The organism is Shewanella sp. KX20019 (genome assembly GCF_016757755.1).
Lineage (GTDB): Bacteria > Pseudomonadota > Gammaproteobacteria > Enterobacterales > Shewanellaceae > Shewanella.
On record NZ_CP068437.1, the window covers coordinates 358,366 to 373,498 of the forward strand.

The 15,133-nt window shown below is 46.4% G+C and carries 15 protein-coding genes and 3 pseudogenes; 8 read left to right on the plus strand and 10 right to left on the minus strand.

Annotated features, from left to right (window positions below; translation table 11 throughout):
* Window positions 1–294 precede the first annotated feature (294 nt).
* Window positions 295–572: pseudogene (locus JK628_RS01605) on the minus strand (DUF1145 domain-containing protein).
* Window positions 573–1,188: pseudogene (gene rsmD, locus JK628_RS01610) on the minus strand (16S rRNA (guanine(966)-N(2))-methyltransferase RsmD). It lies immediately after the preceding pseudogene.
* Window positions 1,189–1,541: 353 nt separating this feature from the next.
* Here rsmD and JK628_RS23505 point away from each other — a divergent pair.
* The 7 genes and pseudogenes from JK628_RS23505 to rpoH all read left to right on the plus strand — a co-directional run bounded on the left by JK628_RS23505 (window position 1,542) and on the right by rpoH (window position 5,870).
* Window positions 1,542–1,712, plus strand: a complete 171-nt coding sequence (locus tag JK628_RS23505; protein WP_202287549.1) for a hypothetical protein — start codon at window positions 1,542–1,544, stop codon at window positions 1,710–1,712.
* Complete coding sequence (locus tag JK628_RS23510) at window positions 1,679–1,969, plus strand: hypothetical protein (protein ID WP_337249439.1); 291 nt, start codon at window positions 1,679–1,681, stop codon at window positions 1,967–1,969. The genes JK628_RS23505 and JK628_RS23510 overlap by 34 nt, the downstream gene beginning before the upstream one ends.
* Window positions 1,970–2,040: 71 nt before the next feature.
* Window positions 2,041–2,499: a signal recognition particle receptor subunit alpha gene (locus JK628_RS23515; protein WP_337249440.1), complete on the plus strand. Its 459-nt coding sequence runs from the start codon at window positions 2,041–2,043 to the stop codon at window positions 2,497–2,499.
* A pseudogene (gene ftsY, locus JK628_RS23520) lies at window positions 2,474–3,095 on the plus strand (signal recognition particle-docking protein FtsY). The gene JK628_RS23515 and the pseudogene ftsY overlap by 26 nt, the downstream one beginning before the upstream one ends.
* A gap of 43 nt (window positions 3,096–3,138) precedes the next feature.
* Entirely contained in the window at window positions 3,139–3,831 is a 693-nt protein-coding gene (gene ftsE, locus JK628_RS01625) for a cell division ATP-binding protein FtsE (protein ID WP_202287550.1), read from the plus strand.
* An 8-nt stretch (window positions 3,832–3,839) separates the two neighbouring features.
* A complete protein-coding gene (ftsX, locus tag JK628_RS01630) occupies window positions 3,840–4,805 on the plus strand; it encodes a permease-like cell division protein FtsX (RefSeq protein WP_202289674.1) in 966 nt (321 codons plus the stop codon).
* Between the two features lie 207 nt (window positions 4,806–5,012).
* Window positions 5,013–5,870, plus strand: coding sequence for an RNA polymerase sigma factor RpoH (rpoH, locus tag JK628_RS01635; protein ID WP_202287551.1), 858 nt, complete (start codon window positions 5,013–5,015; stop codon window positions 5,868–5,870).
* Between the two features lie 14 nt (window positions 5,871–5,884).
* Here the strand turns inward: rpoH and JK628_RS01640 are convergent, their stop codons facing one another.
* The 6 genes from JK628_RS01640 to JK628_RS01665 form a co-directional block, all read right to left on the minus strand.
* Complete coding sequence (locus JK628_RS01640) at window positions 5,885–6,166, minus strand: hypothetical protein (RefSeq protein WP_202287552.1); 282 nt, start codon at window positions 6,164–6,166, stop codon at window positions 5,885–5,887.
* A 558-nt stretch (window positions 6,167–6,724) separates the two neighbouring features.
* Window positions 6,725–8,203, minus strand: a complete 1,479-nt coding sequence (menE, locus tag JK628_RS01645; protein WP_202287553.1) for an o-succinylbenzoate--CoA ligase — start codon at window positions 8,201–8,203, stop codon at window positions 6,725–6,727.
* A 6-nt stretch (window positions 8,204–8,209) separates the two neighbouring features.
* Entirely contained in the window at window positions 8,210–9,253 is a 1,044-nt protein-coding gene (gene menC / locus JK628_RS01650; RefSeq protein ID WP_202287554.1) for an o-succinylbenzoate synthase, read from the minus strand.
* Entirely contained in the window at window positions 9,253–10,062 is an 810-nt protein-coding gene (menH, locus tag JK628_RS01655) for a 2-succinyl-6-hydroxy-2,4-cyclohexadiene-1-carboxylate synthase (protein WP_202287555.1), read from the minus strand. Before menH ends, menC begins: the two co-directional genes overlap by 1 nt.
* A complete protein-coding gene (gene menD / locus JK628_RS01660) occupies window positions 10,062–11,771 on the minus strand; it encodes a 2-succinyl-5-enolpyruvyl-6-hydroxy-3-cyclohexene-1-carboxylic-acid synthase (protein ID WP_202287556.1) in 1,710 nt (569 codons plus the stop codon). The genes menH and menD overlap by 1 nt, the downstream gene beginning before the upstream one ends.
* 112 nt (window positions 11,772–11,883) lie before the next feature.
* Window positions 11,884–12,315, minus strand: a complete 432-nt coding sequence (locus JK628_RS01665) for an Lrp/AsnC family transcriptional regulator (protein ID WP_202287557.1) — start codon at window positions 12,313–12,315, stop codon at window positions 11,884–11,886.
* Window positions 12,316–12,459: 144 nt separating this feature from the next.
* Here JK628_RS01665 and yjeH point away from each other — a divergent pair, with 144 nt between their 5' ends.
* Window positions 12,460–13,713, plus strand: coding sequence for an L-methionine/branched-chain amino acid transporter (yjeH, locus tag JK628_RS01670; RefSeq protein WP_202287558.1), 1,254 nt, complete (start codon window positions 12,460–12,462; stop codon window positions 13,711–13,713).
* Between the two features lie 29 nt (window positions 13,714–13,742).
* Here yjeH and JK628_RS01675 read toward each other — a convergent pair whose 3' ends face one another.
* Together JK628_RS01675 and JK628_RS01680 are read right to left on the minus strand one after the other, a co-directional pair.
* A complete protein-coding gene (locus tag JK628_RS01675; RefSeq protein WP_202287559.1) occupies window positions 13,743–14,192 on the minus strand; it encodes a tellurite resistance TerB family protein in 450 nt (149 codons plus the stop codon).
* Between the two features lie 369 nt (window positions 14,193–14,561).
* The gene (locus tag JK628_RS01680) at window positions 14,562–15,098 is read right to left on the minus strand and encodes a DUF2780 domain-containing protein (RefSeq protein WP_202287560.1); all 537 of its coding nucleotides are present in this window, start codon (window positions 15,096–15,098) and stop codon (window positions 14,562–14,564) included.
* Window positions 15,099–15,133: the final 35 nt, after the last annotated feature.

Here is a 15,133-nt window from a genome sequence, read left to right on the forward strand (position 1 = left end):
TCAAACCTTAGAGCCCCATGATAGTGATATCTCGGGGCTTTTTTGTGTCTGCTTTTTGGGTGAAAGCTGAAAGGCTGAGACGGTACGAGCTAAGAAGGAAGGTTAAAAGCAGGTTCTAGGAAAAGCTAAGAAAGATCCTAGAAAAGCCGTGTAGAGCCGAGACGGTAATGGCGGGTAGAGCAGAGGCGGTGAAGCCGGGTAGAGCTAAGACGATAGAGCCGCTAGCGAAGCGATCCTCTTAGCCTTTCTCGTCTAAGCCCTTGTCATCTTGTTATATTTCGGCTGTTAACCGCTTTAGCTTTTTTGCTTAGCTAAAACTTGCTGACGATATTGCAACAAGCTAAATACGCCGAAAATAAATACTTGTAGATAATCGCTCCTCTTTAAGGAGATTAGGCTCTTAAACAAGGTGTGGAAGATTATCGTTTGGAAGCAGTGCATAAACAGAGTCACTGCCAAAAGGATATTCAGAATAACGGCAATATTACCGTCAAAGGGAGCTAATAGATTATAAACATCATCAACCATGCAAAGCCCGTCGCCAACTTACCTAATAGTAATATCAGTTTCATTTAAACGCGCTCCTCAGACTCTTGGGTATCATCATGTGCTAACGGATTGTACTGATATAAACGATAGATCACTTGGCCTGCTTTCTTCTCTTTAAGTTGAGTCCAACTCGCGGGTACATCCAGTACTGCTAGTTCCGATTCCGTTTCAACATAGATAAGTGCATCAGGTAACACGCATTGCTGCTGATCTAGCAGTTGGATGCTTTCTCTGTCAGTGACTTTCTAAAAGGTGGGTCAATAAATACAATATCAAAGCCTTTATCGGGCGTTGTTGCCAGTAGCTTCAAGCTGTCGCCTTTGATCACATCGGCATTATCACATTTTAATGTCGCTAAGTTTGTCACTAGCTGTTTTGCCGCCTGCGGTTGTAACTCAAATACTCTGGCATATGCAGCATAACGTGATAACGACTCTAAACTCAGTGCACCACTGCCGGCAAAACAATCCAGCACTCTAGCGCCACGCAAATCATCTGCGATCCAATTAAACAAGGTTTCACGAACGCCGGTCAGTTGTGGGGCGCAAAACCTTCCAGATCATGGATAGGCATCTTGCGTGATCGCCACTGGCCAGAAATAATCCTTACTTGGCCGCTTGAGGGTCTTTTTTTGACCATGATGTCCTCGTGATTTTTGCCTTATGGCAGAAAGTGGTAGACTATAGCGTCTGATTTAAGGTCCGTTATTTTATATCAAAGCACAACTAAATGGTATAAAAAGCCGTCGCGTAGATGCGGTCGGTTACATTTTTTGCTGTTTAAATCAGCGTAATTTTCGCGGTGTTTTGATATAACGTCCTCCACCCTACGCATTTATGTACAGCTATTTGAGCATCGGTAAAACACATGGCAAAGAAAGGTTTTTTTTTCCTGGTTCCGCAAAGATAAGTCTACAGAACAACCACAGGAAGCAGAGGCAGAATTAAACGTTTCGGCTCAAGCTGAAATTGAGCAAGTTGACGCTGAACAAATTGAAGCTGATAACCGTTGCAGAAAAGCACGTTGAATCAGAAAAGCTTGCAGCAGAGCAGGAAGAAGCTGCAAGAGTTGCAGCCGAGCAGGCAGAAGCTGCAAGAGTAGCAGCCGAGGCAGGCAGAAGCTGCAAGAGTTGCAGCCGAGCAGGCAGAAGCTGCAAAGAGTAGCAGCCGAGCAGGCAGAAGCTGCAAGAGTAGCAGCCGAGCAGGCAGAAGCTGCAAGAGTAGCAGCCGAGCAGGCAGAAGCTGCAAGAGTAGCAGCCGAACAGGCAGAAGCTGAAAGAGTTGCAGCAGAGCGGGCAGCAGCTGAAAGAGTTGCAGCAGAGCAGGCTGAAGCTGAAAGAGTTGCAGCAGAGCAGGCAGCAGCTGAAAGAGTTGCAGCAGAGCGGGCAGCAGCTGAAAGAGTTGCAAGCAGAGCAGGCTGAAGCTGAGAGAGTTGCAGCGGAGCAGGCGGAAGCTGAAAGAGTTGCAGCGGAGCAGGCAGAAGCTGAAAGAGTTGCAGCGGAAACAGGCAGAAGCTGAAAGAGTTGCAGTGGAGCAGGCAGAAGCTGAAAGAGTTGCAGCCGAGCAGCTTGAACATCAACCAGAGCCGCAAGCGAAACCAGTAAAAGAGGGCTTATTTGCCCGGCTAAAACGCGGTTTAAAGCGCACCAGCGAAAGCATAGGTAGTGGCTTTGTTGGGATGTTCACTGGTAAGAAGATTGATGATGATCTTTTTGAAGAGCTAGAAGAGCAACTATTGATTGCCGATGTGGGTGTTGAAACCACCACCCGTTTAATTAAGAGTTTAACCGAGCAAGCCAGTCGCAAACAGCTTAAAGATGGTGAAGCACTGTATGAGCTGATGCGTGATGAGATGCAAAAAAATACTAGAGCCAGTATCAATTCCTCTAGTGCCAGAAAATACAGATGGCCCGTTTGTTATTTTAATGGTGGGAGTGAATGGTGTAGGTAAAACAACCACTATTGGTAAATTGGCTAAGCAGTATCAAGCTGAAGGCAAGACAGTCATGCTCGCTGCGGGTGATACTTTCCGCGCTGCAGCCGTTGAACAGTTGCAGGTTTGGGGTCAACGTAACGACATTCCTGTCATTGCCCAAACACACGGGAGCTGACAGTGCTTCAGTATTATTTGATGCACTGCAAGCCGCCAGAGCACGTAATGTTGACGTACTAATAGCCGATACTGCGGGCCGCTTACAAAACAAAGCGCACTTGATGGACGAGTTGAAAAAAGTGGTTCGAGTGATGAAAAAGCAGGATCAAGCCGCGCCGCATGAGGTGATGCTCACTCTAGATGCAAGCACTGGTCAGAATGCGATTAGTCAAGCGCAGCTGTTTCAAGAGGCCGTTGGCGTAACAGGTATCACCATTAGTAAATTAGATGGCACTGCAAAAGGTGGTGTTATTTTTGCCATAGCTGACAAATTTGGTATTCCAATTCGTCACATCGGAGTCGGTGAACAGATTGACGATCTTCGTACTTTTGATGCGAAAGACTTTATTGAGGCACTATTTAGTCAATCAAGAGACGACACTGACGCAAAATAGCGTTAGATTATATAGCGATATCGACGACTAAGAAATCTAATAAATGATTCGATTTGAGCAAGTCAGTAAAGTTTATTCCGGCGGTCAAAAAGCCTTGTCGGATGTGAACTTTCATTTAAAGCGTGGCGAAATGGCGTTTCTAACCGGTCACTCAGGTGCGGGTAAGAGCACCTTGCTCAAGTTGATCACGGTGATCGAGCGTGCCAATGGCGGTAAAGTGTCCATTAATGGCCATGATATTGCCAAGCTGCGGCGCTCTCAAGTGCCTTACTTGCGTCGTGATATCGGTATGATTTTTCAAAACCATCACTTATTAATGGAAAAAAGCGTGTTTGACAATGTTGCGCTACCGTTAATTATCGAAGGATTTTCTCACGGTGAGATCCGTAAGCGGGTTGCTGGTGCACTCGATATGGTGGGGCTTTATGGTAAAGAGCGACATAGTCCGATCATGCTTTCTGGCGGTGAGCAGCAACGTGTAGGCATTGCCCGCGCGATTGTGAACAAACCGCCACTATTACTTGCCGATGAACCTACAGGTAACTTAGACCCTAAATTATCGATGGATATACTGCGCTTATTTGAAACCTTTAATGATTCAGGTACCACAGTGCTGATCGCAACACATGATTTGGGTCTTATTGCACGGATGAAATATCGTACATTAACGCTTAAGCAGGGTCGTGTGCTTGGCGCTCAAGAGTTAGACCAAACAGACACCTTAAGTGGGTACTGAGGATTATGATGAATAAGCAGTCTCAGTTAACTCGCAGTAAATTGCCGATTTCAGGCCAAATCGTAATGTTTTTTATTCGCCACATTCAACACGCAATGGCGAGCTTGGGTGAATTATGGCGTAACCCCATTTCATCATTAATGACAATGGCGGTACTTGGGGTCAGCCTCAGTTTACCTGCAGCGTTGCAAGTGCTGGTTAAAAATGCCGAAACCATTACTCAATCGTGGAACAGTGCCGCCGAAATATCGCTCTTTGTTGATGAGGGACGTAGCGAAAAAAGTATTCAGAGTTTAATCGCTCGCCTAAAGGTATATCCCGAGGTGGCAGAGATACATTATATCAATCGCGATCAAGCCTTAGAGGAGTTTCAACGACTTTCCGGCTTCGGCGAGGCGTTATCCTATTTAGACGCGAATCCACTTCCAGCCGTCGTGATGGTGACGCCTAGCTTAAAATACTCTAGCCCTACTGGCGCTAGAGAGTTACTGAGAAAACTTGAGCAGGAAGCTGAAGTGAGTTTTGGCCGACTTGATATTGAATGGTTAGAACGCCTGCAAGCTGTGGTTCGTTTACTTGAACGCACTGTATTGGCAATTGCAGCGCTACTGGTGTTAGCGGTTGTACTTGTTATTGGTAACACGATTCGTCTAGCGATTATGAATCGACGCACCGAAATTGAGGTGATGAAGCTTGTTGGTGCCACAGAAGCCTTTATACAAAGGCCCTTTCTTTATACCGGTATTTGGTTCGGGATCATTGGTGGCATATTGGCCTGGGTTATTATTAATTTACTGGTGTGGTATTTAGACTCTGCACTGGCTGAACTGCTTGGTTTATATGGCAGCGAACTGCATATGGAGTCTCTGACATTAGCAGAGCTTGGGCAGCTGGTTTTATTAGCTTCCTTTCTAGGTTGGCTTGGTTCATACCTCTCGGTACGCCAGCACCTACGGGCTATTGAACCTTCTTAGAGATAGAAGTACTGGATTGGCAAAGATGAACTATCCTTCATTTGCGTTGTCTTTATGTAGGTGTAAAAATTCAACTGTACATATTAGACAACGCCGATGGTTGACATATTCTGTCAATTAGTCGATAGTTCTCAGTCCATCTCAATAGAGGTGTGATTTTCAGGTTTAGTTAGACCGTAGTATTGGTAATAAGTAGTAGGAGCGTGAATGACAGATCAAACGCAAACAATGGCCCTTATGGTTCCTCAAAGTAGTGGAAGCCTCGAGTCTTATGTTCACTCTGCACATAGAATTTCTATGTTGGATGCAGAGGAAGAGCATGAGCTAGCGAAGCGTCTGCAGGAAACTGGTGACCTACAAGCTGCGAAAAAACTGATTATGTCGCACTTGCGCTTCGTGGTACATGTTGCAAAAGGCTACTCTGGATACGGTTTACCCCAAGCCGACTTGATTCAAGAGGGCAATATTGGCTTGATGAAAGCCGTAAAGCGTTTTGACCCCGATGTGGGTGTTCGCTTGGTATCATTTGCCGTGCATTGGATCAAAGCCGAAATTCATGAATATGTGCTTAAAAACTGGCGCATAGTTAAGGTTGCAACTACAAAAGCACAACGTAAGTTGTTCTTTAATCTTCGTAAAACTAAAAAGCGTCTTGGCTGGTTTAGTGATAATGAAGTGGGTATGGTTGCCGAGAGCCTAGGAGTCTCAAAAGCGGACGTGACCGAAATGGAGTCACGGATGGCTGCTCAAGATCCGGCGTTCGATTTAGCCAGCGATAACGACGATGAAAAAGATTATGCGCCTATGCATTACCTTGAAGATCATTCATCTGATTTGGCTAGCCAAGTTGAAAATGACAACTGGGAACAAAACAACCAAGACCGCCTGCTTTCAGCTATCAAGACACTTGATGAGCGTAGTCAGCACATTCTTCAGGCTCGTTGGTTAAATGAAGACAAAACCACGCTACAAGAGTTAGCGAGCACTTATCAAGTATCGGCAGAACGCATCCGACAACTTGAAAAGAACGCGATGAACAAACTAAAAGGACGAATGGAAGCTTAAGGCTTTTGTTGGTACTAATTAAAACCTGCTACGGCAGGTTTTTTTATGTCTGGAACATTTATGCCTAAAGCCCATGGATGGATAGCTTTCGGCTTTATGTCTGGAACATTTATGCCTAAAGCCCATGGATGGATAGCTTTCGGCTTTATGTCTGGAATATATTCCAGACATTGTTTTTTGAAATCAAGCTGCGCTTGATAAAGGTCGTGGCGCTTCGCTCCACATTGGTAATGCATCAAGCTGTGCTTGACCAGAGTCGTGGGATTCCATCCCACACCCGGCCAAGAAGGGGTCAACAGCAACCCCCTCTTGGATCACCCCTGCCGCCCCAGACGAAGTTGTCTCCCTCGTACTTATGGATAAATCACTAACGCTTCCGATGGGGCATCCTGCCCCGCGAAGGCTAACCCGACATCCCTGTCGAACTTACGTGATTTATTCCAACGTACTTCGGCTACTTCGATGGGGAATAGGTGTTTTTTGTTCGTTTAGGTATGGAATCTAACTGTTGAGTTCCTATTCTTAAACTCAAATTCCTAATGGATGCGCTTTTTGAAACCCAGTGTAGATACGGCTTAGGCCTTTGATGGCATGGATGCCATCGTAGAGCCCACAGGGCCAATTCTGTTCCATACAGAATTTGGCATTTCCTCCGTCCCTGGAGGTCAGGTGTGCTTGCGGCGAGCCTTAGTTGCGTCTGCACATACGCCAGCTGCAAGCAATTGGAACCACTGTGGCTGAGGGGGTTCTTCTCTGCTGAAGATACGGCAGATAAAAGTAGTGAGCAGGAAACTCACGAGGTATATCAAGCGGAGTTTGATTGGAATGTCACAAGTTGATTGTAATTCAACTCACTATTTCGCTAGAAGAACCGCTGCAATGATCTGTTTCCGTACGACTTTAATGCCTACATTGGCGACATCTGGCCATGGGTAATAACACCTTGGCCGCTTGAAACGGGCTATTTTGTCGGCGAGAAATACAGTTAACTCTGCTTCGGTCGGCATCTTGTCAGCGTGCTTATTCAATTTGCTCTTATCAAGCTTGAGAGTAGCGACGGGCAGGTGACCAAATTTTGCATCGGCTTGAGCGAAGACGATGGCGTCATCAATCAATGGATGTAGCTTTAACGCGGTTTCTACCTCTTCTGGCTGCAGGTTTTCCCCACCGCAAACAAACATGTTATCTAAACGGCCGTCAATGCAGAGGTTATCGTTTTTATCCCAATGCCCTAAGTCAGTACTTGGAAACCAGCCTTTTGTCTCTAATGAACTTCCTAGAGGCTTGTAAAGGCCATCGAGGCTAAGATAGCCGAGAAACAGACATTCGCCTCTTAGCCATATCTCCCCGTCGACTATTTTTAGCTCTCGCTGAGGTAACAGTTGGCCGCTTGAGCGATCTGTGCGGGCAATGCCGGTGGTGATCTGTGAGCTCATCTCAGTCATGCCATAACTGGTGAAGGCGTTAATATTGAGGTTGCTGAGTTGGTCCAATAGACTGGCTGAAATTGCGCCACCACCGAGTAGCATCGCTTTGACTTGGCTTAAGCAGTCAATGTCAGCTTTAAGCAACTGTTGTAGCTGCGCGCTGACTAAAGACAAGTGGCTGACTCTGTCTCTGGTTAACTGCTCTGCAAGAGCTATCGACTTGTCTTCAAATACCACACCCGCGCCAGCTAGTGCGCAGCGATTGAGGATAGCGAGTCCACCAATATGAAATAGTGGCAGCGACAGTAACCAGCTATCTTCTGCTGAGATGTCAATCAGCGTTTTAGAGCCTTTGGCGCTGGCAATATGGTTATGCAAGCTATGTACGGCCGCTTTAGGCAAGCCTGTACTGCCAGAGGTTAGAATGGCATTTACCGCGTGTTGCGAATTGATCTCTGGCGCTGGTTGCTGGCTTTGTTGCTTGAAATTCAGCACTAATAACTGAGTGCTATCTGTACCGAGTGTCAGTAGGGCGGTTTCTAGCCTAGGTAGTCGTGCTTGTGTGCTGGTGGGCAACCAAAAGTAGCGGTATTGATGAGCTTGGATAAGCTCAATAATTTGTACCTGTGCAAAGCGCGGAGAGATAGGGCAAAACAGCAAACCACTGTCGACACAGGCCCAATAAAGCGTGAGTAACTCAGGGCTATTATTAGCAACACAAGCAAGCCTATCACCGTGCTTTAATCCTGCTTGCTTAAGCTGTTCCCCGATTGCGATGACTTGCTGACTGAGCTGTTGGTAGCTGACAGTTTTGCCGTTAACGGTATAGGCGGTGGAGTCAGGTCGCTGCGCGGCAACCTGATGAATGGGGGGCAGTTTAACAGTGTCGGCAGGAGTATTCGGCATAAAGAGCTAACCTAGTTCAAGCAGCTGTTGTAGATCATCTATTTGCAGGCATTTTGCTTTACCTGTGCTTTGCAGTAGATCTTGGCTAAAAGCGCTTAGGGTATCGATACCAGGGATCTCACCTGGGGTCACAATGTCGGCCAAACGGCTAAGATCACTTATGCCTAGACTGGCTTCTAAGCTTGAACTCAATATTGAGCGCACCCCATGTTCATCGGCCAAATGCTGTAGGGACTGCAATTTGTCTAAACTACCCAGTAGCATAGGTTTGATGATAATGGCACACAGCCCTGCTTGCATCTCAAACTGATAGTGTGGGTCATTGAGTGACTCGTCTAATGCCCAAGGCGCTGCAATCGCTTGATAAAATGTTGGGTTATCGACAGCTTGTTTGCAAGGCTCCTCAATATACTCAATAGCATGCAAAGGGATACAAGCGATGAATTCGATGGCTTGTTGTAGCTCAAAGCCACGGTTTGCATCGAGCCTAAGTTTTAAATCCGGGCGTATGGCTAAGATCTGATGGATAAGTTTGATCTCATCCTCAAGTGATGTTTGTGCCACTTTTACTTTTACTGCATGTATATTCTCAGGTAGCGCCGCCACACGCTCGGCAACTACAGTTAACGGCTCATCTTGATTGCGGTAAATAAGCGGAATTGTACGAGCTTTAAGGCTGTGGCCATCGAGCTTCCCGCTAAGTTTGGCATGCAGTAAACTTAAGCCAAAAGCGACTGCGTTTTGCTCGGTCTTATCGGCAAGGTCAAGTAGCTTATCTGCTGGTTGTAGATGCAGCTGCGTCAGGTACTCACTGAGTTGCTTACTTGTTTGTGAAAGTGAATGCTGACTAAAACCGGTCAGTGGATTGCCATCAATATCAATACCCGACAGTGGTGCAATTTCAACTTGCTCCGTGCGCTCATGACTCCCTGAACTCATTGTCGCTGTAAGCACTAAACCGTGGCGTTGGTCGATGCGTTGCTTACCTACGGGTAATAATCTATCGAGATCAATACTGTATTGATGAAGGCTAAGTTTAGTGAGGATCATTACGTGGGCCCATTGGATGATTTTAGATTATATGAGGCTTGCTCAAGCAGCAGCATTACTTGTTTACTAAACGCTGCGGGGGCGGCGCTATGAACATTGTGGCCACTGGCTGCCATAGGGTGAATAGTGATTGGATATTGTTGCTGCCAGCGCTTCGCGAGTGCGAGAAATTTTTGGTCATCACTTCCGGCAATAAAATAACATGGGGCAGAGATTATCTGTGGCGTGTCCCAAAGATCGGCTTGCTCTGCAAGTGATGTGGCTTGATAGCAGTTACCCAGTGCTGAGGCTTGATTAGCACTGCGCTGCTGGATCATTGCTTGGCGTTGTTTAGTTGTAAGATCGGTAAATACGGCTTGTTGGTACCAAAGCGTTAAAAAGTCCTCAATATCGAGGCTATTTAGTTTAGCTGCCCACTGTGCATCACTGGTTTTTCTCGCTGCTCTGTCATCCTCAGACTTAAGGCCTGGGTGGCACGACTCCAGCATTAAGCTGAGAATATTTTCAGGTGCATGCCGCGCAAGATGAAGTGCTATCCTGCCACCGAGCGAATAACCGATCAAGTGGTACTGCTTAATCTTGAGCTGTAAAAGTGTTTGTTGGATAAGCGAGGTGCAGGCATCAAAACCAGGTACAGGTAAGCTATTGTTTAGACTTTCGCCATGACCCGGAAGATCGATGCTAACGCAATAATATTGCTTAGCTAGCACCTCTATAACCGCTGTCCAATCCTCTTTACTGCCCAAAAAACCGTGCAACAGTACAATAACGGGTGCAGCGGGGTCGCCTTGGCATTGAGTTGCCAGCATCAGCCCTGTTTCACCCAGGTGGCGATATGGGCAATTTGATCACTGGCTTGGTTTTGTGACACGCTCACTTCGATAACTGAAGGCCCTGCGTAGGTCATGGCATATTCGTAAGACTCGATAAAGTCATCGAGGTCATCGACTTGGTTGTAGGCTAAGCCGAACATGGCTGCACCAAAGCCAAATTCAAGACCATGGGATAAGCGATAGTAATCGCTGCGTAATTGTTCGTTAGGCACTGGCAGCAGGTTAAATATATTACCGCCATCATTATTAAGGATCACTATGATAAATGGACTGGTGACGCTGCGTGCAATCGCTAGTGAATTGAGATCATGTAGCTGTGAAATATCACCAATAACCAGTGTCGTTGGTTTTTTTTCCGCAATGGCAACGCCGCATGCCGTTGCGAGTAGCCCATCAATCCCCGAGGCGCCGCGATTGGTATAGACGGCTGCGTGCTCAGCAGTGATCGGAGCGAACATATCGAATAGTCTGACGGGCAGACTATTACCAATAAATAGCTGATGTTCACTGGTTTGGCGTTTGGCTATTGCGCGTATCGCCTGTGCTTCGCCGAATTCAGCATGATCGATTTGTTGTTGGTATAGGGTTTCTAGCGCTTCATTATGCTGCACTAAGGGTAATGCCCACTGTGCTTGAGATGAACGTGGCCAAGGCAACTGGCTAAAGGTGTTCGCCTGCGCAATCCATACCTGCTTAGCTTTATGATTTGGGTCTAGCCTTTGATGTTGTGGCAGAACTTGCCAGTAGTCCTTCCAGCTATGTTCACTTAAATAGCTCATCAAACGTTTTGATAAAATACGACCGCCAAAAACGATCACTTTTTCAGCTTGTGCTAGCAGCACCTGAGATTTTGGTTGTAGTAACAGTTGGTCGATATTACCGATGGCAGCGCTACTTTGTCGAAGTTGTGATTGGGCATCGGTAACGATAGGCCAACCGAGCTTTATCGATAGCGCGATCAGCTGTTCTGGTTGATGCTCTGGTGCCAATGTTGCTGCCACGATGATGCCTTTTCCATGGACAAACCTGGCCAGTGCGTCATGGGTCGGTAGCTGTGAAGCTGTTGGCGCTGCGTATTGGATATAGGGTGTATTCCCTTGTTGCCATTGAGTCACTGGCTTTAAGTAATCACTAAAATCGGCTTGAGGTGCTGTTGGGTAGAGTGGTTCGCGGTACATACAGTTAATATGCACTGGCTGTGTTTGATTGCTGACCGCATCATCGATAGCGCTTAATAGCGCAGCCGGGCTAATACTTATCTCTGGCGTGGGTAAACTGAGTGGCTTGGCGTATTGAGCGAAAATGGCTGGCTGAGTAATCGCTTGGTTAGCGCCGCAGTCGATAAGCTCTGGCGGGCGATCACCTGAAAGGACTATCAGTGGAACCTGCGTTAGCCAAGCTTCGATTACCGCTGGATATAGATTCGCAACTGCGGTGCCTGAGGTCGTGATAATAGCCACCGGAGCGCCACTGGCCTTGGCTAAGCCTAGCGCCATAAAGCCTAAACCTCTTTCATCAAAGTGTAGATGTTGGCTCAGATTTTTTTGTTTCGCAGCCGCTAAGGTTAACGGCGTTGAGCGCGATCCCGGTGCCATACAGACATGTTTGACCCCTAGACGAGCAAGCTCCTCTAAGATTAACGTTCCCCAAAGCAAGTTTAATTCAGCCGTATGTTCAGTTTGCATAAATAATTACCATCCCAATGATAATGTTAGTTTAACTTGCTTTAGCGCAAAGGAATATGATCGGCTCCGGTTTTCTTAAACCTGTAAGCTAACGTTAAACGGCTAATGAAGATTATCGACCTTGATTGTCTATCCATTCACTCATCACTACATGGGTTTTAATTTTAGTAATATCGGGCAGAGCGTCGATAAACTCGCGGATCTCATGTAGGCGTTTCATCGACGCGGCATTAACATATACCAATAGATCCATATCGCCAGTGATGCCTTTACAAGTGACTATTTCCGGGATGGTGTGGAATATCTTGACGATATCGGCACAGTAAGCGCATTTATGACGGATCTCAAAGTAAGCTGAGACTCCCTCTGTTTGCGATGCACTCAATATCACTTGGTATCCACGAATAGTGCCTGATGCCTCCATCTTTTTTATTCGCTCAGTGACAGCCGAGCGTGATAGATTCACCTCTGCAGCAATATCCGAGATACTGCGGCGGGCATCTGTTCTTAGAGCGCTTAAAATAGCATTATCAAACTTGTCCATGTTCAATTCCAACATTATGACTGAAGTTAATTAAAATACCGGCAAAATGACGGTATGTTTGGTGAGGTTGACGGCAAATAAGCGCAGAATGCTACTGAGTCTAAAACTATAATAGAACCATTACAAACTAGAGTTTATAAGACAATGAATCAAAATAAAGGCACGATTGGACGCTGGCAAGGTGCCGGGCTAATGGCCACCACTTTGTTGGGCACTGGGGTGTTTATCCTGCCGCAAATGACTATAGTAACCGCTGGACAAGGGGCATTAATCGCTTGGTTGGTGTTAACGCTGGCCATTATTCCAGTCACACTCGTGTTTGGACGATTAGCTAGCCTATTGCCTCACGCGGCAGGTCCTGCTTATTTTGTCGAACAAGCCTATGGCCGTACAGCCGGCAGAACCATAGGCTTGATGTTTCTACTGGTTGTGCCCATTGGCGCACCCGCCGCCATCTTGATGACCTTTCAATTCGTTAACGCTTTAGTGCCATTAAGCGGTTGGGCGCAGGTAGGAACTGAATTGTTACTGTTAGGCGTGCTGCTTTTGCTCAATTCACGTGGTATTCAAGTTTCAGCAAAGCTGCAGTTTGCTCTAACCTTAGCAATAGTCTCCGTGGTGGTGGCACTCTTTGGCGGTGTTGGATTGAGCCTGTCTGAGCTTGAGTCTTTTGCCCATCAAGACACGCCCGATATAAGCTTAATCATGGCGGCAGTCGGTATCGCATTTTGGAGCTTTCTGGGGATAGAGGCGATGACGCATCTTGCCAATGATTTTCGTCAGCCTAAGCAGGACATGATCCCCGCAATGCTAATTGGTACCGTATTAGTTGGTGTGGTTTATTTAGCTTGTACCTTATTACTGTTGATGGTTCCGAGCGATACACCAGTGGCCATGGTTGGTGTGTTTGACAGCTTATTAGGTGGTTATGGGGCGCCTGTTATCGGCATACTAGGGATCGTTAGTGGTTTAGCAACCGTCAACGTTTATACCGCGAGTGTGTCGAGATTAATCTGGAGCTTTAGCCGTGATGGCGTGCTGCCAAAATACTTTAGCCAATTGAATCAACATCAGTCACCCGCTCGAGCAGCAACCGCAGTACTTTTTGCGATGGCATTAGTGATCATAATCACCTACGCAACTGGTCAGCAACTAGAAGATCTTATTGCCTGGAGTAACGGGGTATTTGTGATTATCTATTTAGCCGCCATGTTTGCGGCGGCTAAGTTACTCAGCAAGCGATACTTGCCGCTGGTGATCCTTAGTTGTGCCTTATGCGCAGTTATAGGTTTTGCTTTAGGCTGGAATATGGCCTACGCCATATTGCTGATGCTAATTTTGTTTCCAATATTATGGGCACAGAAAAGCCACTTAAGCCGAAGACAAGCGCTAGTTTGAGTCAATTGCCAGCAGCGTATTGCAGATTTTTATTGAGTTTCTATTGCTAAGTTGCGCATCTGGATCAGTTCGCTATGCCGCAGATATAGCAGTTCAGAGGTGCGACGGATTAGCTGATCTTCATATTGGCACAGATGTCCATCAACATAAGCTAAGCGCCACATTGCCAGGATTAGCTGTTGTTTTTGCTCAATATCAAAGTGGTCATTAATGGCTTGAGTAAACTCATATAGCGAGGTGGAATTATTTTGCGACACAGTAGCATCTGCGATTAATGCATTCACATCGTCGACTGACAAGCCTAAGCTGGTGGTGAGAAGCTCAGGTAGGATCTTCGCTTCTTCATCTGACATGCTCTCATCGGCCATGACGACTTCCAATAGCAAGCTGGCCGCGGCAAGGTTAAGTTGCTGCGCCTGCTCTTCAGCTGAAAGCGTTCGACTGGGAGCTTCAAAAAATTGTTTTAGCTTAGCAAGCATGCAAATTCCTTAATGTATAGATATAAAACTTAGAGCGTCAATCTTAAGGAGAGTTCCATCTTGGTTGTGTTGGATGATCTATACCCATCTTACCTGAAGATGCAGGATTCAGTGGAAATTTAATGGGCTTTAATCAAGACATTGATTGCCACTAATGGTCGTTCCCTTAATAAAATCAATAACACGGAGTAAAGCCCATTAAAACCCATCGCAGAAGGCGTTGTGCAAGCCCACTTCGTTGTTGCACTAACTTAAAAGGGAATAACCATTTCTTCGTTAATGCGCCTAGAATTGAACTCGCACAACGCCTCTGAAACGAGCACCTTCAAGTAGGATGGGTATATAGCAACCAAGATGGGTATAGCAGTCTTACAATATGGCGCCGAGTCCTTGCATAAGTAGGTCTGCGCTACCAGATGTGCCATTAGAGTCGAGGTAGCCCTTGACGATGTCAATCATAGGAGCCGCCAAATCTTTGGAAATTCCAAGCTTTTCAAAAGCGTCGTAAACCATCGCACCACCCTGCAGCGAATCACCGAATCCACCCGCTTTAGATAACAAGCCTGACATTCCTGAGTCACTATCCATCTCAGGTACCGCACTTAGCAAGCCATCAATACCGGGAATCGAGTCTGAAATAGAGCTAAAGTCACTGCTGCCCAGTGAAGATTGCGCTAATGACAGCAAACTGCCTAAGCCGCCCTCTGCCTGCCCCTGGCTTAAGCCTAATTGCGACATGACACTGCCGACCAAATCATCTGATTGTGCTGGCGTTGAAATCGCTTTTGCTGCTTTTGTAGCAGGATCTATTGAAGTTGCTTCTGCTAATAGGTCGAGCCCGTGGGCGTTAACTTGAGTTGAGAATATGCTTAATAGCGTCAGAATACCTGCAGTCAATAATTTCATCGGAGCCATCCTTTTAAGTTAAATCTGTTGCATTT

Excerpts from the sequence above, each read along its gene's own strand:
- JK628_RS01680 (WP_202287560.1), bottom strand. The coding sequence starts at position 15,098 with ATGAAATTATTGACTGCAGGTATTCTGACGCTATTAAGCATATTCTCA.
- menE (WP_202287553.1), bottom strand. The coding sequence starts at position 8,203 with ATGCCGAATACTCCTGCCGACACTGTTAAACTGCCCCCCATTCATCAG.
- menC (WP_202287554.1), bottom strand. The coding sequence starts at position 9,253 with ATGATCCTCACTAAACTTAGCCTTCATCAATACAGTATTGATCTCGAT.
- ftsE (WP_202287550.1), top strand. The coding sequence starts at position 3,139 with ATGATTCGATTTGAGCAAGTCAGTAAAGTTTATTCCGGCGGTCAAAAA.
- ftsX (WP_202289674.1), top strand. The coding sequence starts at position 3,840 with ATGAATAAGCAGTCTCAGTTAACTCGCAGTAAATTGCCGATTTCAGGC.
- JK628_RS01665 (WP_202287557.1), bottom strand. The coding sequence starts at position 12,315 with ATGGACAAGTTTGATAATGCTATTTTAAGCGCTCTAAGAACAGATGCC.
- JK628_RS01675 (WP_202287559.1), bottom strand. The coding sequence starts at position 14,192 with ATGCTTGCTAAGCTAAAACAATTTTTTGAAGCTCCCAGTCGAACGCTT.
- menD (WP_202287556.1), bottom strand. The coding sequence starts at position 11,771 with ATGCAAACTGAACATACGGCTGAATTAAACTTGCTTTGGGGAACGTTA.
- menH (WP_202287555.1), bottom strand. The coding sequence starts at position 10,062 with ATGCTGGCAACTCAATGCCAAGGCGACCCCGCTGCACCCGTTATTGTA.
- yjeH (WP_202287558.1), top strand. The coding sequence starts at position 12,460 with ATGAATCAAAATAAAGGCACGATTGGACGCTGGCAAGGTGCCGGGCTA.
- rpoH (WP_202287551.1), top strand. The coding sequence starts at position 5,013 with ATGACAGATCAAACGCAAACAATGGCCCTTATGGTTCCTCAAAGTAGT.